Origin of the sequence: Vibrio sp. 10N.286.52.C3, from assembly GCF_041468865.1 — a bacterium.
Classification (GTDB): domain Bacteria; phylum Pseudomonadota; class Gammaproteobacteria; order Enterobacterales; family Vibrionaceae; genus Vibrio; species Vibrio crassostreae_C.
The window spans coordinates 16,650-37,924 of record NZ_JBFRJM010000020.1 but is presented as its reverse complement, the minus strand read 5'-3'; the positions used below and the strand labels follow the sequence as shown (position 1 = coordinate 37,924).

The following is a 21,275-nucleotide window of genomic DNA, read 5'->3' as shown; positions in this document are numbered from 1 at the left end:
ATGTTGTTAGCTTCAGCGAGTATTGGACGCAAGCTGCTGGCCTCATTCTTAGTGATGGCACTGTTGGTTCTATTGTCTGCATTGATCGGTGTTTCTGGTTTTAGCTTTGTAGCCAAAACGGAAAGAAACGTCGTTGATTCGGCGCTTCCTGCCATGATCGAAGCTCGTCAGGTTTCTGAGTTGAGTAACCGTATTATTTCGTCAGTACAAACACTTTCTAATGCGAGAAACGAGGCCGAAAGAAAAGAGGCTGGCACCGTACTGTTTGACCAACTTGAGTCGCTTCTTCAACATATCAAAGAGCTTGGTGTCGACAGTTTCGATTCTCAGCTCCTCAATAAACTCGAAAACAATGTTCAAAGCGTTATTAACACACTGGCTGAGTTGGGTGTGTCGGTTGAGCGTAAGCTTTGGTTAAGCAAAGAGTTGTCGTCTCGTGTCGAAGAGATGCGCCTATTGGCCGAAGAGCTAGAGCAGTTGACGCGAACCCAAGTTTTGAACACGGCTACCATTGCGGTTGCTAACGTCACGCATATCTATGACCTGCTAGAAACCAAAGAAACGGATAAAGCCTACCAAGCCTTAGATGCGCTTGTAGAGGTTGACCTTGATTTGTCTGAGCGCCTACACGAATTGCATTTGCTGGCGTTCAAAATGCTTAACCAAATTGAAGAAACGCAAACCGTTACCAACGTAGAGCGTATTCATCAAATCCAATCAGAATTTGAATCCAACCTAAGAATCATGGCGCGCCGCGTTAAAGCGGTCGAAGATCCTACTCGTTCAGCGCAGATGTCTCAGCTTCTAGAAGAGCTCAGAAAACGCCAAGTCGTGTTCGATATTTCATTAGAACAATATGAGAACACCAAAAAGTCAGAGTTTCTGATGCAAAATACGTTGGAGCTGTTCTCTCAGCTGAATACAACGGTTAACCAACTGGTTGATGATTCAAACCGCAGTACCAAAAAAGCGGTTGATGAGCTGACCAGCACGTTGAATTTGGCTCAATGGTCACTGTCTGTGATTTCGGTTATTGGTTTGGTTATCGTTGCATTTATCGTGTGGCGAGTGGTGTATATCTCGGTTGTTAAACGTCTTACTGAATACTCATCGGCCTTGATGTCTATCGCACAAGGTCGCCTGAATATTGATATCTCGGTAAAGGGTAATGATGAGCTGGCTCATATGGGCGAGGCGATCATCACTGCCAGAAACACCGCGCAGGCGCTACAAGTGGTTGCGGTGGGTGAAGCAAAGGCGAAACGCGAACTTGAAGAGCACAAAGAACACTTAGAAGAGTTGGTCACAGACCGAACCTACCAGCTGCAAAAGACCAATGAGAAGCTGAACATCGAGGTAGGGAACCACGCTAAGGCTCGTAACGCCGCAGAACAAGCAAGCCGCGCAAAATCCGCTTTCCTTGCGACGATGAGTCATGAAATACGAACGCCGATGAACGGTGTATTAGGTACTGCAAGATTGCTCAAAGATACCGGGTTAGACCCGCTGCAATCCGGCTATGCAGACATCATTAACCGCAGCGGTAAGAACCTACTCGCGATTTTGAATGACGTGTTGGATTACTCAAAGATTGAAGCAGGGCATTTAGAAATCCGCACTGCTTCGTTTGATCTTCATCAGATGGTTCAAGATACCTACCAATTGATGGAAGGGCGTGCCGCTGAGAAGAAGCTGAACTTTGATTTCCATATTGAAAGTGATGTGCAACGCTATTGGCGTGGTGACGTAACGCGAATCAGCCAAATCTTGAATAATTTGGTCGGTAACGCGATTAAGTTTACGGAAAGTGGCTCGGTCGATATCTTTATCAGCTTAGATATCGAAGATGAAAATCGAGTGATGTTTGAAGTGTCAGATACAGGTGTCGGTATTGATGCTAGCGAACAAGCTTGTCTGTTTGATGCCTTTACCCAAACCGATAGCGGTCGCAACAAAACCGGCGGCACAGGGCTTGGATTAGCGATCAGTAAAAGCATCATGTTGGCAATGAACGGGGATATTGGCGTTCATTCTGAAGAAGGCGAGGGTAGCCAGTTTTGGTTCTCACTGCCACTTGAAGCCGGTGAGAAGATAGAAACGAAAGTACCGGTCATTGAAGCGTGTATTCGAGCTAAAGTACTTCTGATTGAAGATAACCCCGTAAACTGCATCGTTGCTGAAGGCTTCTTGCATAACTTGGGGCACGAGGTTGTGATTGCGACAACCGGACAAGAAGCGAGAGCCATATTCAGTGAGCAAGAGTTCGATATTGCGCTGGTGGACATTAACTTACCCGACTGCGATGGCGTCGAGTTAATTCAACAACTCAAAGACGATGCGCTTCAGCATAAAAGTGAAGAAGACGTAATTCGAAAAGTACCCCCAATGATCGCAGTATCGGCTCATGTGTTTAACGAAGAAGTGGAAAGCTATTTGTCGTCTGGCTTTGATGGATTCTTACCTAAGCCGTTAGAGAAGGAAGCATTATCGGAATTGATTGTTGAGCAGTTGGACGGTCACACGCTGTTGCTGCCTCAGCCGGATCCGTCAGATGCTGTTTGCTGTCAGCTAAACTCTAAACCTCAGGAAACCGAGCTAGACTTATCAGCATTGGCATTTGCAAGCTCGACACAACGAGCAAACCAAGACGCGGAACATAATCAAGGAGAACCGATTGTGCAGATGATTAACCCTAAGATTATCAAAGACGACTTGGCCATTCTCGGTCGAGAAAAAATAGTGCAGATTGTTGGGTTGTTTGACCAAAGCAGCCAAGTCACTCTCGATGAACTGATTGTGGCAAGTGCCGCTGACAACGCTCGTGAAATTAAGTCTTTAGCTCATAAACTGAAAGGGTCTGCCGGCAGCCTAGGATTATCTGCACTGTTTGCTTTATGCCAGAGCATTGAAGCGAGCGAGGATCCATTACTTCAATATCGCGATAATGCAGACTCATTACCTGAATTGGTGAAAGACTCGTTAGCAGCGCTCCGAGAGCAACTATAGAGTGGCTATTGGGCGGAAAGCCCCAAAATAAGAACAGAAAACAAAAAGCAGGCTATTTCTCCGTTTTAATATGAAGAAGTGACCTGCTTTTTTATTGTCGAATAAGAATCCAAGTAAGGCTTTCAAGGAACGGCTCTAAGCCATCTTGATATGTCCAGCAGCTTTGATCTTAACGTGAACCATATTGCCTTGTAGGTAGCTTAATGGAATCTCGCTGCGTTCAATGATCGCGACATTATCGCTGCATGCGCCAGCTTCAATCGCCAGTTGCTTTGATTGCGCTTCCAAGCCCTTTAAGGTCTCTTCACGAGAAGCGGGATCTATCGGTACGATCTTATCGAATTGACCTGATATTTCACCCAGCGCGACACCAATCGCATTAGCCACTTCAAAGTGCTCAGGACGAACCACTTGGCTCACACCTTCAAAATGATCTGGGAATAGGGCACTACCACCACCAACCATGATTACGGGTACACTCGCCGCAGAGGTCTTCATCTTATCGATGCCTTCTTCAACATCCGTGACCATTTGTTGATAAATCTTGCTTGCTTGTTCGGCTGAAACACCAATCTCATCACTCAGTTGATGTTCTGCCTGCCACTGCATTTGTCCTGTTTTGAGTGCAATATCGGTGAGCGTAAGTTCATCACCACCAAAGCTACGCGCCGTTTGCGTCAAGGTATGGCCAACACTTTCTGGGCCTAGCTCTATACGCTGCTGTTCAAAGCGAACCTTGGTACCACCACCAATGGCTAACGCCAAAATATCAGGCATACGGAAGTTGGTTCTCACTTCACCGATTTCTACCGCTAGGCTCGATTCTCTTGGATATCCATGAGTAAGCACGCCGATATCAGACGTAGTGCCGCCCACATCGACCACAATCGCGTCTTTTAACTTAGTTAAGTGACTCGCTCCACGAATCGAGTTTGTTGGCCCACAAGCCACGGTAAGAATCGGGTACATCAATGCGAACTGCTGTGACATCAGTGTTCCGTCGTTCTGACCGAAATAAGGCGTGGTGTGGATTTCATGATTGATGAGTGCACTGCAAAAGCCGTCAACGAATCGTTTTGCTGTCCCTTGCAGAGCCGCATTGAGGATAGTGGCGTTCTCACGCTCTAAAAGCCCTAAACTGCCCACTTTATGGGATAACGATAGGTTCACGCCCGGAAGTTCTTGTTGAATCCATTCTGCTGCTTGAAGCTCCTGGTCGCCGTTGACGGGAGAGAACACTCCGCAGATAGCAATGGAATCCACTTGGCCTTTCATTTTCTGGCAAAGCTCGCGGATCTCAGACTCTTGAATGTCGGCAATCAACTGGCCGTCATATTCATAGCCGCCGTGTGCTTGGTAGAAGTGCTGACCAAGCAGGTTTTGCCACGCTTCACTCCAACCACAAAGGGGCGGGACGCTATCACCACTGGGAAGCGCTAAGCGAATCATGCCGACTCTGTCTAAGCCTTTTCGTTCAACGATTGCGTTGGTGCATTGAGTCGTGCCAAGCATCGCGTGTTTCACTTGCTGACCATCAATGTTTGCTTGGTTTAATAGCGCAGAAATCGCGTTGTCGATCCCTGTTGAAACATCATGTGTGGTTGCGGTTTTTACTTTGGCAATCACATTTAAGTCTGCGTCGAGCAGCACACCGTCGGTATTGGTGCCACCTACGTCAATGCCCAAACGGCAGTAATCAAGCGTAATGTTTGTCATGCGACTACCTCTTCAATGCAGACTTTAGTTGTTCAATGGTTTGATACTCGACGGTGTAGCCAAAGTAACCCGGGCCCGCGACTTCAATACCTTTGTCAGTGCGCCATTTGGGGTCGCAAGGGTAAGCGATAAGGTCGATGCGCTGCCCGTAACGAAGTTGTTCGGTTGTGATTGGCTTACCCGTTTCATGATCCAAGATCGAAATAAGATCCGGTGTTGATGCCAGCAGGTTATCTTGGCTCATGTCTGCGCGGCTTGTACCTTTGTGCGCGAGAAGTAATTCGTTTTGGAACTGCACAAACACGTTATCGACGCCGGTATCTTCAAACTGAGCCAGCTTTTCAATCACGACACCACCTGTTGCAAAACCACCATCGGTTTCACGTTGAATATCAACAATCTTGCCACTGATGATGGTATGGCCGCCGACAATGTCTAATACGGCCTGTGTGCCACTTTTATTGTTGTCGTTCGCCAGTCTAATCGCTTCACCAATCTTCATTGCTTGGGTCAGTGTTGCAGGCAGTGCGCTGCGTTTTAGGTTCTTACCGTTCATTGGGTAATCGCACATTGCTGCAGAGCCGCCCATCTGCTCGGTAATTGGCCTCGCAAACTTTTCAGACCAAATACCGTCAATCGGATAAAGCGTGACGATATTGCCACGCTCATCGGCCAATGTGTTCGGTGCCGAAGGGAGACCATCAAGAAAGAAGGTCACCATCTGAGCTTCTGGGAACGCACGTCCCATCGCATCACAATCGATCACAGGAATGTTCTTTTGTGCTGCAACGAGAATTGGAATCAATGAATTGAAGCCGCCTACTTCGATAGGAAACGTTGCCGCTACTTCAGTGCCGAGCGCTTTTTCCATCGCTTCGAAAGCAATCAACATTTGATCTTTCGAATTGAGTTTCTCTACTGCGACTGTTGGTGCGCCAATCATTGAAGAGGGCACTGTCATCCAATCGTCTTGCACGTCTTCTAAAGGAATCATGCGTACAGGGTGCTTTGCCGTTGCAATGGCTACTTTCGCCATCAAGGCACCGCTGTATGGGTCACCGCCGCCGCCAGTACCTAATACCGTCGCACCCAGCGCGATATCATCAATCATTTGTTCAGTAATAATCACAACTACTATTCCTTATCACTTGAAGGAGAAAGCTTCATTAGGGCGAGGTAAATCACACCAGCGGCAAGAATGCCGTCTAACGCCGAGATGCTGGTGAACGAAAACAGGTTGAAAAACTCTGGTGCAGTACAAGCGCTGAATGCAGTACCAAATGCCCAAGAAGCCAAGCCTTTAAACATCCAAGCTGGAACTTGTTGGATGTTCTCAAAGCTCATTTTTGTCGAATCTAAAACATAATATTGAACGATGTAGACACCCGCAGCAGGCGCAATGGTTACGCTGAGTAGCATTAAGAAGTCGGTAAACTTGTTCACCATGCCGAGTTGAGCGATACCAATGCCGACGAAGGTCATGATCACAACCAGAACAGGGCGCGGAATCTTAGGTAGAACCATCGACATGCATAAGCCGCCAGAGGTTAGGTTGCTACTGTTGGTGGTCCATTGTGCAAATACCAGTACTATAATGGCCGCCATGCCTAAACCTAGGGTGAAGAAGACTTCGACTAGGTCGTCGGTGCCGGTCATTTTGGTCAAGATCAATGCGATAAGAATGATGGCACTGTTGCCGACGAGGAAACCGATACCCGCTCCTAAAATCGCATCACGGCGTGTTTTGGCGTAGCGAGCAATATCAGGTGCAGCAACCGCAGCTAGAATCCAGATAGACATAACAAAAGAGATGGCTTGGCCAAGCGTCAAAGGATCTTCAATCGATGGCGCTGCGCCACCTTGATAATCAGCAGCCATAAACAAACCGATGGTAATCAACGTCACCATCAATGGAACAGAATAGGTACTGAGTTTGCCTAAAGCACGAACGCCATAGATAGCCGTCATCATCATTAACACACTGCCGCCAATAAGAGCGGTGAGGTGTGAAATTATGATGTCGTATTTCGCCAGTGCATCGACCATGATGAAAGCGAAGAAATCAGCCTGGAATGCGAACCAGCCGACTAATGAGATGCCGTTGATGAAGCCAAGAATTTTACCGCCGTTACGGCCAAATACCGCGCTGCTCACCAGCGGGGTAGACACGCCAGCTTGAAAGCCAATGTTGGCACACAGCATCGCGATGATCGCCAATAAGCCTGAACCAATAAACGTGGCAAGCAGTGCGTCTTCAAAACCAATACCGCTGCTTAGAATCGAGCCGAGAAACAGTCCCGAAATGTCGATGCCGATTGCCAACCAAATAAGGCTGATGACCCACCAAGATCGTTTGGCCTTCTCGGGAACGGGTTCCAACTCGAAGTCATCTATCTTTTTGTGGCTGTGTGTTGCTTCGGGTTTATTCACGTAAGCTTCTGCCGCCATAGTGCCATCCATGCATTGTTATTCCATAAGTGTGAATAAAGCATACTGATGTATTTATTGTTAATAAATGAATATAATCAGATGTAAACATAACAAAAAACAAATGTGAGTGGCAAAGTGAATCCAAACAATAAGTTAGATAAAAGAGACCTACGTAGATTAGAGCTTTTTTGTGAAATTGTTGAACAAGGAGGCATCAATCAGGCGGTCGCAAGCACTGGGATTAGTCAACCAGTGCTGAGTAATCAGCTTATTGCCTTGGAAAAAAGCTTAGAATTAACATTATGCCAACGTGGTCGACGTGGTTTTAAGCTGACTCATGAAGGTGAGCAAGTGTATAAATATGCGAACCAACTAAAATCGACCTTAACCGACTTCGCTTATAAGTTACGAGGTGTACAGACGGAACTCTCTGGGCATGTGCGAATTGGATGTTTGGATAACACCGTCACTTTGCCTTATAACCCACTTCCCAAAGCGATCGAGACGTTTTACCAACGCAGTAACAGTGTAGAGGTGAGTGTTGATGTCGGGGATTTCACCCAGTTGAATGAGAAGTTAGCAAAGAGCCAGATTGATATGATGATAGTGGTTCTAGGGTCACATCAAAAATCAGCGTTTCAACATAAATACCCACTGTTTGAAGAGCACAGTTATCTGTATGCGCGTAAGGATCTGGCTGAGAAGATCATGGACAAGGATTTCTCATTGGATGGCTGTCGTATCAACATGGGCGGCTATGCCAAAGATGAGATGTTCCGATTACTGAATATTGAGCAGTACGATTCCGTAAAGCCTTTTGATGGCTGGCATGTCGAGTCGGGTGTGATTTTAACCTTGGCGGGCACACACCTGAGTTTTTTACCGTCTCATTTAATCGACCGTGGCCATTATGACCAAGCCTTGATTCCGCTTCAGCCCGAGAAGTGGAGCCTTAAGAGTCAGTTTTATGTGGTGTTGAAGCAACCTGTAGATTCCCTTTCCCCCGCCGCGCGTGCGTTTTTTGATGAGCTACACCAACCGGAAGCATCGGATTCAATATAGAGCACTTTTCGCTTCTCAATAGCATTTACGATACTTTTCCCCATAAACAAAAAACCTCTGCCAAGACAGAGGATTTTTGTTTTTAAAAGTTATGCGTGAAAACTAGCGGTTCTCAAAGCGGTTGTAATCCAACAGGCCGAACTCGATAGGTTGCGCTTGTTGATACCAGCGATGGACACGGTCACTGAACGGCCAAAACTCCGGAGAGCTGCGTCGTACCGCAAACTTATCTAGCAGCGCCACGTAGTCTTCTTCTGTGCTTAAGTTTTGCAGCGTTTTAACCAGAGTAGGAATCTCGCTCTCGGTTAATGATAGGTAAGCCGCAGGGTAGCTACCGACAACGCCTCGTACGAGGGTAAGGTCATCATTGGCGTAATCACGGTTACCTTCTTCATTAAACAAGCTAGAAATGTTGCTGTGCGCGTTATTGTGAATCATGGTGAACAGTTGCTCTTCGCCGTTTTCGCCTTCAATCATGATCATCACTAATTGAGGCACATGACGCAGGCCTTCGCCCTTTATCAAATTCACTTGGTTAAGCAGTGCTTCATTCTTCCTACCAAAACCTGTTTCAACAATCTCAAAGCGATTATCGAGAACAGGTGCGAGCTTATCTTTGATCATATCAAGCAGTTCGTGTTTCGGATCCGCCGTTTTGTAAACCACGCTGGTCGGCTGATCAAAAGGTGCAATGTTTCGCTGCAAATAGTCACTCAGTTGTGCGCTTTGGTTTTGGTACCAACTAGAGTGTTCAATGTGACGAACGTCTTTAGGAAGAAGGCTTAAGAAGTTACTCTCACCTTCAAGACGCAAGAAGTCCATGAACATGCGTGTAATCAGCTGGTGGCCAAAGTTGCCGTAAACATCGAAGCCTGCAACGAGAAGATAATGAATACGCTCTAGAAGAGCATAATCAAGAATCCACGCAGTCTTAGGTTGCGTGCCAACTAACCCTTGTACAACAGAGGCGCTATCGAAGTGCCTAAAGACGGTGAGAGCAGCATTCGGATTGATGCCATCGCCATCCCAAATGATGCCAGTGTCTAGGTGGACGCCACTCTCGAACCATTGGTTAGTGAAGTCTGATTTCGCGTTTAGGTATTGCGCTTGTTGCTTTGCGTATCTTACCCAGTTGGTCACAGGTACGGTGTTACTTTTTAGTTCGCTAGGTAGCTTTAAATTTTTCTTTTGACTTGCGTAGAAGGCGTTGATTTCCGGAACATCGGCTTTCTCTGGGTCGATGAAGAAAACCCAAAAACGGTCGTTAATTACGTTCAAGGCAAGTTGACCACGACACACAGGTCCTTTGATATAGGCCATGATGGTGTTTTGCGCGTTATCTAACATGAAGTTGAAGCGCGAGTTTACTGGCAGTGCTTCAAACGAAGTCATTGGGTTAGCTGAAACATCGATGTCGTAACTAGGTAGTTGTTTTACTTCGTAATTTACGTCGACAAACCAGGTATTCCACTTTTGTAGACGCTCTTTATTAAGTGCGAAAGGCATGTGCGTTTTGTCGACGATAGTGCCTTGTTCTGGAATCAGACGGTAGTAAACACGGTCTACTTTTGGATCGTCATAAGGGCGACGAGTCGTGATGCGCTGTACCGCTTCACCTGGTGGTGTTGCAGAGCGAACAACAGTGAAGAAGCGTGTTGGCTGAGCTAAATCAGAAAAATAGACATGAGATAAAAACAGGTGCTCGTAGATGTAACGTGCTGAAAGTTGACTCTTATTGTCACTCTTGTTTAAAAAGCTTTCGTAGACATTAACGAGCTCTTGTTCTGCATCAGTCAATGGAATGTGGTCGTTCATTAACGCGCCATTTTCCAACCAACTCATTAAAGTCGCGTATTCGGTTTTGTCTAAGTTTGGCATCCCATAAGGCATTCCCCAAGTTGGGTAATCTCTCTCGTATTGAGCGTATTCTTCAATGGTTGGGCACTGTTGGTCGCGATCGATTGAAAAGTCGAAACCTTCAAGCTGGGTTTGATCGGGCAGAGGGTGATTCTCTTTCTGGATCAACATACGAGAAACAAGACCAGCATCGAGGTTAGCCGTTGAGTTCTGCATACGCTCATTGAGGACTGGATGAAAATCCGCATCGCGCCACTCTTGCGTGGTTAACGCATCTTCAAACAAGCGAGTAGGGGCTGATGCAGTTAAGCGGGTGCCTTGATAAACGAGTGCCTTGCTCGCGCCTCGGTCTATACCTTCCACTGAAGACATTTTGAGTTGGCAAGGGGCGTCATAACAAGCGTGACAAACCACGCATCGGTTATCAATGATGGGCTTTACTTCGTCAATGAAGTGCTGCGCTTGAGCTGAAAGAATAGGTGCTTGGCGATCGCGTACTTGTTGTTCACCAAACAGTTCGTCGAAGTTTAAACCCGCGTAGACGGCACAACCTGAGAAGACGCTAACAAAAGCTAAAATGAAGAGTTTTTTCAAATTCATACGTATTTAAATATTAGGCATTTTCTATAATTATATCGAAAATGATTGAAAATGCTCATGTTCTAACAATTTTGTAGACAAGATCTTGATGGGACGAGTGACTTGTCGATGCGCGTCACTCGCTAGTGCTCAGAAATTGGTGTTTAGACTTAGCTAGATTTAAGTCCCAAGAGCTAAAAGCTAGCAGTTAAGAGTTAAGAGCTAAGACTCATTGATTGACGTAACAAACAGAGAAGGGGACAGACAATCGCTCAAACTCTTTGATCCAGCGCCACTGGTTGTCTTGCAGTTTATCGCCAGGGCCTTTGACTTCAATCCAATGAAACTCATCGCCCTTGAACGCAATCAAATCCGGCATCCCAGTTCTAAATAGCTTTAAGTCACTCAATATCACTTTGAAGAGGTCTACAACCAAGGCATTTGGAATTGAAGCCATGCCATGTTCGATGAGTGCCTTAGGAAAATAATTCCAATGAACAAAGGGGTTCGCGATACCTTGCTTTTCATCGTAAGTATCAAGAAAATGGTTCAGCCCATGTTTGGATATCGTCTGAAACACGGCTTCAATCTGTTCGGCTCGCTTGTCTACGAAATCTGAATGGTACAGATCCAATGGTCGATGTTGGTAACGATTGATAAAGGCGCCTTCAACGTCTGCGAAAATGACATCCCAGAAAGCCAAACCAAACAAGCCACACAGAAAACTGTTTTCTGAAAAGTAGACGTCCCAACCTTGGTTCTCAAAATGCTGCTTTACCGCAAGCTCGACTCGAGTTTGGCTGAGGTCTAATTCCAGTTTTAACTCTTTGCAGCTCGGCTTTATGGTTCGTGAAACTTTGTGCCCCTGTTTCCGTAGCAGCCGGTCTTCAAGCTTAATAGCGATTTCCAACTCTGACACATCCGATGGAGTAGCTTTCATTTTCGTGACAATGTCACACATTAAGTCTAGCGTACCTTGCTTATCATAGATGCGTGCAAGTCGTTCTCTGCTCGGAGGAAGTGTAGATTGTCTGAACCAAAAGATTGCTTGGTCGTTTAGATTAAGCCTTTCAAGATCGCGAGCAACATCATTGATCAAACGCGATCGTTTTCTGGCAATACTTCTGTGTTCTGATTCTTCAGGAATCGCATTTAAAAGCAGTTCCAGAAACTCGCCATCTTTGCGGTCACCTTCTGAATACAAGCGTTGAATATCGCGCATCTGGATTAATTGATTGAGCTGATCCCTAGAGGTGAAGAAGCGGCGTTGCTTGCTTAATGGGTAGTTCTCAAAGGTGTTTAGCCCAAGGTCGCTTAACACGAACTGACTTAAGTCTTGATAGGTGTTGGCAAAGAACAGCAACAGTAATACATCAATCACTTGAGATTCGATGACGTAAATACAGTCGAAAGAGAGGTTTTGAAATTGGTCAAAAGGTTGCTGATCAAGCCGTAACAACAGCTCGTCTTTCTTGGCATTTCTATGGCTCTTAAGGGCGGGGAATACACTCAACAGCTCTGGTTTGGTGAGCAAGTGAAACCCGAGCTCGACCTCACTAATGGCGAGGTCATGCTGTTCTTCGGGATGACTCAACCCAATGAAGCCTGAGCTGTTTAGCTCTTGCAGTACGGTCTTTAGATCTGGGATCTCAACATAGTTGAGTTTATCGCTGCGAAACCAACGGCCTTTACGAGAAAGCAAACGAACCATTAGGCATTGGCTTGAAACAGAAAGACGTTTGTATGCGGACAACCAACGACATTCATCATCACTCAGAAGATCGGGGTAGAGCGTTTGAGCGTGTTCAACCAGTCGATTGAAGTTGTCGAGATAATAAGTGGGGGAGAGCTGAAGAGTGGTTTCGGTCGTCAATGGAGAAGTCGCTTGATACAAAAAGAGCCTAACCCTAAGGTTAAGCTCTTCAGTAACAAATTCAATCTTTTCTGTTGATTAAGCTTGTGATGCTTTTAGTTCAGCAACTTTAGCTTCAGAGATTGGTTTAGTGATGATTGCTAGAACAATACACACTGCCATCATAACTGCAGAGATTGTGTAAGCTAGGCCGTAACCTTCGCCGTTTGACATTGAGAAGCCAACAACTGCTGCACCGATAGCGCCGCCGATACCCCATGCCGTGTAAAGCACGCCGTAGTTAGTACCGTAGTTTTTCAGGCCGTAGAACTCAGCAGTTAGTGTTGGGAATACTGCTAGAAGCGTACCGTAACCAACCGCTGCGATAGCCGTACCAATGATTAGCGTGAATTCAGAGTTGAACGTAGCGAATAGAGCCATGTTCGCGCCTTGAAGGATGAACGCTAGAAGTAGAGTACGTACGCCACCGATTTTATCTGCAAGCATACCCGCAGCAACACGGCCGCCTGAGTTGAATACTGCAAGGATAGACGCTAGGTAAACTGCGTTTGGCAGGTTAGCTTGAACGCTAGCAATTGTAGTGATGTTACCGATGATCATTAGACCAACAGATGCAGCGAATGCGTACATGATCCATAGAGAGTAGAACTGAGGAGTCTTCAGCATTACTTTCCAAGTTAGGTCTTCAGTCTTCTTAACCGCTTTAGGAGCTTGGCCTGCTTTTACTTTAGGCTCAGCTGGCGTGTAATCCGCTGGTGGGTTGTTGATTGTTGCTGCTAGAGGTACTGCGATTGCAAGTACACCAACACCAAGAATCATAAAGCTAGTTTGGATACCCATGCTGTCGATTAGCGCAGAAGTTACTGGTGCTAGGTAAATAGCCGCAAGACCGAAGCCTGCTGCGATAAGACCGTTAACCATACCTTTCTTAGAAGAGTGGAACCACTTCATTGCTGATGGAGACAGACATGCGTAACCGAAGCCGATACCTGCACCTGTTATAATACCGAACGTGATGTTCAGCATCATAGGCGTTGTAGCGAAACCAGAAGCAATCATACCTAGGCCTGTAAGCGCTGTACCTAAGATAAGGATCTTACGTGGCCCCATACGGTCTTGTAGGATGCCCGCAACAAGAAGACAAACAGAGAATGTGATAGTTGCAATAGCGTAAGGTGAAGATGCTTCAGCAGCACTCCAACCAGCTTCAGTTACTAGCGCTTTGTTAAATACACTCCAAGCATACAGGATGCCAAGACAAAGGTTGATACAGAAGCCTGCTAGCAGGATACGTGTTGCTTTATCAATCTTGCTCATTTTTATTCTCAGTTTTGTCATCGGTTAGTGGAGAGCCACTTAACTAAAGACGGGTTATTGTGATTGTTTCTTCAAAATTAGTTTGCGTTTATCAACAGATAGCGCAAAAGAGCGCGGATTATAACCAATTAAAAAGTGATTGGAATCTCTTTTTCCATTTTTGGTAAATTAAATTCAATTTGTTAATAAGTTGTTTTTCATTGGTTTTTGAAATGTTTTTAACACCTCTCTATTTTGTTCTTTTTCGCTCTGTCTTCTTATTATTTCAGGGATTTTGAGGTGATGGTTTTTGAATAGACGCGTATTGCGTGCGGATATCACAGAGTTACAAATAATTTTAATTAATTTCCAAGGTTAAATTTGTGTAACAAAATAAATCGTAACAGCGCTTTGTTCATATGAGACAAGGAGTAACGGAGTTTTATTAAAAACAGAATGTTAAGCAATTGTTAAGGGTGATTTTTGTTAGTACTTTTGCTTACATTTTGTTCGATTGGAGGGGTTGTGTTGTCCGTAAAAAGTGGGAAAATAGTATGCAAACTGAGATTCCAAATTTGAAAGGATGCGTTTCCAACTTATGGTGAGGCGAGTATTATGAAACTGTTTTTAATTTTATTGATGTCAATTTCTGGTGGTGTAGCGGCAGCTGACCATGTTCACTCTTTCCTATTCGGCTTCTATGTTGCGGCTCTAGCAGTTGGTAGTTGCTACTGGCTTGCATTCCGCAGTACGCGTTTCCCACAGTTGGCATTAGTGCTATTGATGTGTGGCTTTTTTGCGAAAATTGCAGTGACTGTTATCGGTGTTTCTTGGGGTATCTCGAACGATATCATTCAATCGCCGTTCATTTTCTCATTGTCATACCTGTTCTTCTTAGTGGTTGTGTCTTACGTTTGGTTTGCATACCGCGATAAATTGACGCTAAAACAACGCGCTAAGAAGGTAGAAGAGTCTCGCAAGCAAGCGGCAGCATAATTCGATTTGATTCTTAAAAAGCCTTCTTCGGAAGGCTTTTTTGATCCTGCCTACCTGAACTCTATTATTTGGTTATGACGGCAGATAAAAGAAACCCCAGTATGGTGACATACTGGGGTTACTTGTTATGTATCTATTATCTAGCAGTTACCATCTACCAAAGACTACTCTGAAGGTGTGTTATTTCTTCATCATCTTAGCGAGATCGGCGAACGGGTTGTGTGTCGCTGACTGATGATCATCTAAACTCGCTTTTGCATCCACACCATAACGCTCATGGTCAGTGTATTTTGAATGCTCATGATCGTGACAGTACAGGCACAGTAGCTCCCAGTTGCTGCCATCTTCAGGGTTGTTTGTATGGTCGTGATCCACGTGGTGAACGGTAAGCTCTCGGAGGTTTGAGTAAACAAATTCGCGCGCACATTTACCACAAACCCAAGGGTACAGTTTTAGTGCTTTTTCGCGGTAGCCTTTCTCTTGGCGAGCATACGCTGCACTCGAACCTGTGAAATCAGAAGACATTGCCAAATCCTTATCAATTGTAATATCCCGATTTTATCACAGCTTTCTTGAAGCTGTCGGTATGTCGTTCGTAAAATCATTGCTAAATGATGCAGTGGACTTATCTATATTAGATTGAAGTTTGAATACAGACTTACCTTCTACACACTAACGCTTAAGCGGGTTATGTCTTTCTGGAATAAGCCATGCTTAACAGTTTGAAAATAAATTGTATTCAGGGGTTTTAACCGCAGGCATGTGACCTAATATCAGTTTGTGAGACCCTATATTAATAAGGAAATATCATGTCAGAACAATACACTCCGCCAAAAGTTTGGGTTAACGATACTGCTGGTGGTAACAAGTGGGCAAACATCAATAGTCCTGAATCTGGAGCTCGCTTTGATAAAGAGCTTCCTGTTGGTGACCATGCTTTTCAATTGTATTCTCTTGGCACACCTAACGGTCAAAAAGTCACTATCTTGCTTGAAGAGTTGTTAGCGGCGGGTGTTAAAGAAGCTGAATATGATGCGTACTTGATCAACATCGGCGAGGCTGATCAGTTCTCTTCTGGCTTTGTTGGCGTGAATCCAAACTCCAAAATACCAGCACTTGTCGACAAGTCTGGTGACGAAGACGTGAATGTATTCGAATCGGCATCTATCTTGATGCATCTAGCAGAAAAATTTGGTCACTTCTTACCAAAAGAAGGGGCAGCAAGAACGCAAACCATTAACTGGTTGTTCTGGGCACAAGGCTCGGCACCATTCCTAGGCGGTGGTTTCGGCCACTTCTACGCTTACGCGGATGAAAAGCAAGAGTACCCAATTAACCGCTTCGCAATGGAAGCTAAGCGTCAACTAGATGTGTTAGACAAACAGCTCGCAAATAACACATTTGTGGCGGGTGACGAGTTAAGCATTGCTGATATCGCGATTTGGCCTTGGTATGGCAACCTTGTGCTAGGCAAAATTTACGATGCGGCCGAGTTTCTACAAGTTGAGTCATACACCAACGTTGTGCGCTGGGCGAAGCAACTAGAAGCGCGCGAAGGCTTCCAACGCGGCCGAGTGGTTAACCGTTCATTTGGCGAAGAGTGGGAGCAAGTACCAGAGCGCCACTCTGCAGAAGACATTGACCGAGTTTTAAAGCTTAAGCCTTAGTTCTTTTTTGAACGTGTTTTTGGCAGATATACCCTATCGGTCTTAATGTTAATGGCTAATTCAAACGCCATATCTCAATCGAGATATGGCGTTTTTCCGTTTTAAGGTAGGGAGAGGTTTTGTAATTGGAATGAGAGTCTCAATTATCATTTTGTTTTTCTTATTCAATCGCTTATGAGTAATGGTCTTTGTGGTTAAGACAAAAAACAATAGTCATCGAGGTGGAGTAAATCTATAAGATAACGGTCCACTTTAAATTACGACTAACTTCGCTCAATGAAAAAAAACTTAATTGCGTTGGCTATCATATCCACGGCTCTTTTAGGGTGTAATCACGACTCACTAAGCTATAGTGGTGGCCCTGATACGGCTCCTCCAACAGATATTGTACCACCAACGGACATTCTTCCTCCGACAGATATTGTTCCACCAACGGATATTCTTCCGCCGACTGACATTATTCCACCAACAGATATTATTCCCCCAACAACTTACATCGGTTCACTGTTGTCGAGCGGGGCGTTTGTTTCTGGAGATGTGTACTGTGACGGCATTCATCTTGAAAACGGAACGTTCAGTGTAAAACAAGGCGTGAGTTTTAGTTGTACCTTGGGTCACCTTACTTTAGGTGATTTCACGGCTCCTTTCCCCGAAGTCACAGAAAGCACGATTTCAAATGATGCGCTTCATGCGGCATTTGAGTTGACAAAATTACATGGAGACAACGTTACCAAGGTACTCGAATCAATTGATGTTTGTGAGACTGAAAGTGCTATCTGTCTAAATGAGCTGGATGCTTTTGATATTGAGGATGTGTTCTCGCAGCTTGATGATCAAGATGCTGTCGATGCGTACTTTTCATCGAAAGAAGAGGAGTCTACAGATGAAGTAGGTAAGGCTCCTAGTTCACACGTAGACACAACTGTTGTTCCTGCGGTTGACCCTAATGCGGACAATAACCTTAACGCTGGTTTTGTTTCTGCAGACGCGGAGTCTACCTATGCTTATAAGCCAAGTGTTGAAGGTAAGGTTTTAACTCGCAGTAAGCTTACAGACGCTAATGGTACGCCGATTTCTGGGATCAGTTTCTTTTCGGCTAACGCGACGGGCGTGACGGATGAAGAGGGAGTCTTTGAGTACCTGTGGGGCGACAGAATCGTTTTTGGTATTGATACGTTTGAGTTTGGCTCCATTACGGGTAATCAGGTTGCTTATAAATTGTCTGATGTGACCAATAATGTGGTTGAGAAAGCGAATATCCAGTCATTACTAGAGCGCTATGCGGTTGATCATGTAAGTTATTATGAGATATCTGAAGAAGTCCAAGATACCTTTTCAAATTACCCTAACGTTATAAATGAGTTGATCAACCTAACTCTGCCAAATGGGGGGCTGATAGAGGGTACAGACTTCGAACTTCCTAATGAGTTTGTTGGTCAGTTTAGCCAAGGGTTAACGGCAGTCATTGATGAGCAGCTGCGCCAAACGCCTCAGTTTATGGATTATGTTCGTCAACCTGCCGTTTTATCTATGAATTCTGGTCAGTATGTAACAGAGTCTCTGCAGCAAATCTTCCACAACGTCACCAAATTCCATGTCTTCAATGACAATGGTAGCTTTTACGGTGCGACGGGGTATACCCGTGGTATGCGAGCTCTGAACATATCGAACAGAGCATTCCCTGTGGTGATGCCAAGAACTGATAAAAACCGTGAGCTTTACTTTGGTGAGCAACAGGCTTGGACTCGTGAAGGTAAGCCTTACATCGCACAACACCCAAGCATCTCGATGCCTCCGATTCCTTTAGTCTCTGAAGACAACGCGACTTATGGTTTCCCATTCGTTACTGCAGGCGAGATAGGCAAAGGTAAGGTCGTGTTCATGGGCAATGGCTTATATCCAAGTATTCTGTCATGCCCAGAGAATTATTGGGCTAATCGCACATTACATATCGACAGCAACAAACAACAGTGCACTGTTTCGACGTTTGAAAACCTACTACATGATGACCAAGGCAGCATGAGGTTGTTTTTCTCGAACTTGTTTGAGTGGTTCAATAATGGTTTGCCTATTGCTGGGATGAATGCAGTGACCAATATTGACCAAGCCTATTCGGCTTATCACCACTCCACAATGGGTAAGCAGTACACGTTTTTTGTTAGTCCTCAGTATGGTTTTGCGTCAGTAGAAAAGCGTGGTTCAGGTGACTTTGATGATTTGGATGCGAGTAATACGCCGATTTTGATCCTTCAGGCATACCCACCTAAGTTGGTTCAAGATGGCATGACTAACCAGTTTGTTGCTGACTTGGATAACCCGAACTTAAACCAAGACGATATTACGGCTCTTATTAACTATGTTAATGACGGTGGCAATATCTTGTTTATGGATGCGATTCAAACGACTAATCCTGAACCTGTTGGACGCTTGGCAGATGCCGTAGGTGTATCTCTTGGTGGTGAAAACGTTACCCCGACAAACCAAGCTTTCTGCGGTAGCTCTTATTACTGCCAAGCACCTTATCCTAATCTTCACGTGAAGAGTCAAAAGGAAATGGTGGTTCTTGAGCGTTTTCAAGATAACCAAGGAGAGCCTCCATTCACGGTAAATCAAGATGGTACGGTTGAGTGGATCAAAGATGAGTCCAAGATTAAGTTTGAGATCCCGACTTATGAGGTTACTAAGTTAGACGCTGAAGGGAAGCCAGTGCTTGATGCGTCTGGTGTAACAGTAATGGAGAAAAAATCCGCACGTATCTTTGTTGAATCTGCAGAAGAGCGTGAAGCGGCGATCAAAGAACTGCAATCTGCATTTGTTGGAACTGATCTTTGTACAAACGATTATGAATATGAATTTAACTGTATTGAGACTCGTTCTGGAGACGGTGTTACTGTTCGCGGTGCTTATTATCGCGCAGACTTTGATCGCTATGAAGTAAGTGAAGCTGTTGTTGGTAGCATGGTTAAAGCGGCGAACTTGGGCACTAACTTTACGGCGCTTTATGAGCATGAAATTTACTATAGAACAAAAGGTACTCAAGGTAAGCGTCTGTCTAACAGCGAATTGAATCAAGCGTTTGATAACCTGTCTGTTTGGATGTGGAATGACAACGCATACCATTTTGAAACAGAAATACAAGATGAGTTGGGGTTCAAGCAGGCTGTTCGGTTCCTTAACTGTTATACAGAAGACTTACATCAAACAGACACAATGGATGCACAGTGTCCTGTTGACCTAAAAGCGTCGTTAGTCGCTAATGGAATGATTCATGGCGAAGGTGAGTTATCTGGGCAGTTGAATCCTAGCTATCCATTAAATTACATGGAGAAACCTCTGACTCGTATTATGTTGGGGCGCTCATTCTGGGATCATGAAATCGTTGTTGATACCACAATGTATCCGGGTCGAACTTCGGGGGCATCTTCGTCAAGTACGGTAATGGTTCAGACCAACGGTAAAGCGGTGACGTATTCGGCAGGAAACAATCAATCGACAGGTCTGTGGGCACCTCAATTACAAGAAGTAACCATTCAAGATGGCGTGGCAGCTACGATTACTGTGATGATCGCGGATGATCTTACAGGTAAGCCGAATCACGAAACGAGTTTGAAACGCCCTCCACGTATGCAAACCAGCTTTGACTACAATGGTTCGAGCTTAACTTTCAAGGTTCCATATGGTGGCCTTATTTACATTCAACCGAAAGTAAAAGAGCTTGGTGAAGTCTCGTTTAGCATTGATGGCGCGTTAAAAGCGGCTTGGTGGAAAGAGGGACAGTGGATTAACACTATTCAATCGGCAGACGCACCAATTGCAGAAATCGATACGGGTTCATTTATTTACACTACACCAATCAGGAATCTAGAATCCGCTGATTTGAACCAATTCGCAACAGATATGAATCGATTCGCTGAAGCGGCAAGTGACTTCTACGGGCGTGATGAGAAACAAAGCACTGGTTTACACCGTAGGTTCACTTATCCAGAACTGAATGCGTTCCGCCATCGTTTTGTGAATGACGTGCAGATTTCGATTGGCGCTGCTCACTCTGGCTACCCAGTGATGAATTCAAGCTTTAACGCAAATCGGACATACATTCCAACCAACCCTGTGAACGATTGGTTGTTGTGGCATGAAGTTGGTCACAACTTAGCATCAGCTCCTTTCCTTGCGGCTGGTAGTACAGAAGTGACCAATAACCTTCTTGCGTTGTATATGCAGGAGTTAGAGGGGCGCAATGCAAACCCTGAAATGGATCGTATTAAATCGGATATTAAGAAAGCACCTAAATGGTTAGAGCTTAATAATGAACATGCGTGGTCACATGGTGATGCAGGTTTACGATTAGTTATGTTTGGTCAGCTAAAAATCTGGGCAAAATCGAACTTTGCAATTGATGATTGGTATACACGCGGCGCAAGCCAATCTGATGTGTATGGTGAAGATGAAGGCTGGAACATGTTCAAATTTATGCACCGTAAAGCTCGAGGTGATAGAGAAGGCGACTCGAATACAAACTATTGTAGTGCTAGCGAGACTGGGCTTTCTGGTGGAGACCTAATGATGGTGTGCGCTTCTTATGTTTCAAACTATGACTTAAGTGACTTCTTTGAAGTTTGGAACGTGGGCGAAACGTCCATGACTAATGCTGATGGCACGAAGTCTTATAGTGGCGGAATTAGCTCTAAAGGTCTTAGTGCGGTTGAACAATTAAAACTAGAGAAACCAAACAACAGTCCTTTGAATGTTGATTCAATTTACTAACGCTAATTATTGCTAAAGCATTTTATAGC

General features: G+C 45.0%; 12 protein-coding genes. 5 read left to right on the top strand and 7 right to left on the bottom strand.

The window, feature by feature from the left end; genetic code table 11:
* Window positions 1-3,006: a TMAO reductase system sensor histidine kinase/response regulator TorS gene (gene torS / locus AB4138_RS08725; protein WP_017060885.1), complete on the top strand. Its 3,006-nt coding sequence runs from the start codon at window positions 1-3 to the stop codon at window positions 3,004-3,006.
* A gap of 135 nt (window positions 3,007-3,141) precedes the next feature.
* Here the strand turns inward: torS and AB4138_RS08720 are convergent, their stop codons facing one another.
* The 3 genes from AB4138_RS08720 to AB4138_RS08710 are packed head-to-tail and all read right to left on the bottom strand — an operon-like array spanning window position 3,142 to window position 7,182.
* Window positions 3,142-4,722, bottom strand: coding sequence for a hydantoinase/oxoprolinase N-terminal domain-containing protein (locus tag AB4138_RS08720; RefSeq protein ID WP_017064777.1), 1,581 nt, complete (start codon window positions 4,720-4,722; stop codon window positions 3,142-3,144).
* 4 nt (window positions 4,723-4,726) lie between these two features.
* On the bottom strand, window positions 4,727-5,851 hold the full coding sequence (locus tag AB4138_RS08715) for a DUF917 domain-containing protein (RefSeq protein WP_229647755.1): 1,125 nt from the start codon (window positions 5,849-5,851) through the stop codon (window positions 4,727-4,729).
* Between the two features lie 5 nt (window positions 5,852-5,856).
* Entirely contained in the window at window positions 5,857-7,182 is a 1,326-nt protein-coding gene (locus tag AB4138_RS08710; RefSeq protein ID WP_372305663.1) for a cytosine permease, read from the bottom strand.
* Between the two features lie 93 nt (window positions 7,183-7,275).
* On the opposite strand from AB4138_RS08710, the gene AB4138_RS08705 reads away from it, so the two are divergent.
* Window positions 7,276-8,214, top strand: a complete 939-nt coding sequence (locus AB4138_RS08705) for a LysR family transcriptional regulator (RefSeq protein WP_017069448.1) — start codon at window positions 7,276-7,278, stop codon at window positions 8,212-8,214.
* 102 nt (window positions 8,215-8,316) lie between these two features.
* On the opposite strand, the gene AB4138_RS08700 is transcribed toward AB4138_RS08705, so the two are convergent.
* The 3 genes from AB4138_RS08700 to AB4138_RS08690 form a co-directional block, all read right to left on the bottom strand.
* On the bottom strand, window positions 8,317-10,671 hold the full coding sequence (locus tag AB4138_RS08700; protein ID WP_065584599.1) for a fatty acid cis/trans isomerase: 2,355 nt from the start codon (window positions 10,669-10,671) through the stop codon (window positions 8,317-8,319).
* Window positions 10,672-10,879: 208 nt separating this feature from the next.
* On the bottom strand, window positions 10,880-12,544 hold the full coding sequence (locus AB4138_RS08695) for a VRR-NUC domain-containing protein (protein ID WP_372305660.1): 1,665 nt from the start codon (window positions 12,542-12,544) through the stop codon (window positions 10,880-10,882).
* 57 nt (window positions 12,545-12,601) lie between these two features.
* Window positions 12,602-13,840, bottom strand: a complete 1,239-nt coding sequence (locus AB4138_RS08690; RefSeq protein ID WP_017067032.1) for an OFA family MFS transporter — start codon at window positions 13,838-13,840, stop codon at window positions 12,602-12,604.
* 594 nt (window positions 13,841-14,434) lie between these two features.
* Here AB4138_RS08690 and AB4138_RS08685 point away from each other — a divergent pair.
* The gene (locus AB4138_RS08685; protein WP_372305657.1) at window positions 14,435-14,815 is read left to right on the top strand and encodes an NADH:ubiquinone oxidoreductase; all 381 of its coding nucleotides are present in this window, start codon (window positions 14,435-14,437) and stop codon (window positions 14,813-14,815) included.
* Between the two features lie 180 nt (window positions 14,816-14,995).
* Here AB4138_RS08685 and AB4138_RS08680 read toward each other — a convergent pair whose 3' ends face one another.
* Complete coding sequence (locus tag AB4138_RS08680; RefSeq protein ID WP_017060876.1) at window positions 14,996-15,340, bottom strand: YajD family HNH nuclease; 345 nt, start codon at window positions 15,338-15,340, stop codon at window positions 14,996-14,998.
* Window positions 15,341-15,624: 284 nt separating this feature from the next.
* Here AB4138_RS08680 and yghU point away from each other — a divergent pair, with 284 nt between their 5' ends.
* Both yghU and AB4138_RS08670 read left to right on the top strand, forming a co-directional pair.
* Window positions 15,625-16,482 carry a glutathione-dependent disulfide-bond oxidoreductase gene (gene yghU, locus AB4138_RS08675; protein WP_017064768.1) on the top strand — a complete coding sequence of 286 codons (858 nt, stop codon included), beginning with the start codon at window positions 15,625-15,627 and terminating at the stop codon, window positions 16,480-16,482.
* Between the two features lie 276 nt (window positions 16,483-16,758).
* Complete coding sequence (locus AB4138_RS08670) at window positions 16,759-21,246, top strand: SslE/AcfD family lipoprotein zinc metalloprotease (protein WP_372305654.1); 4,488 nt, start codon at window positions 16,759-16,761, stop codon at window positions 21,244-21,246.
* Window positions 21,247-21,275: the final 29 nt, after the last annotated feature.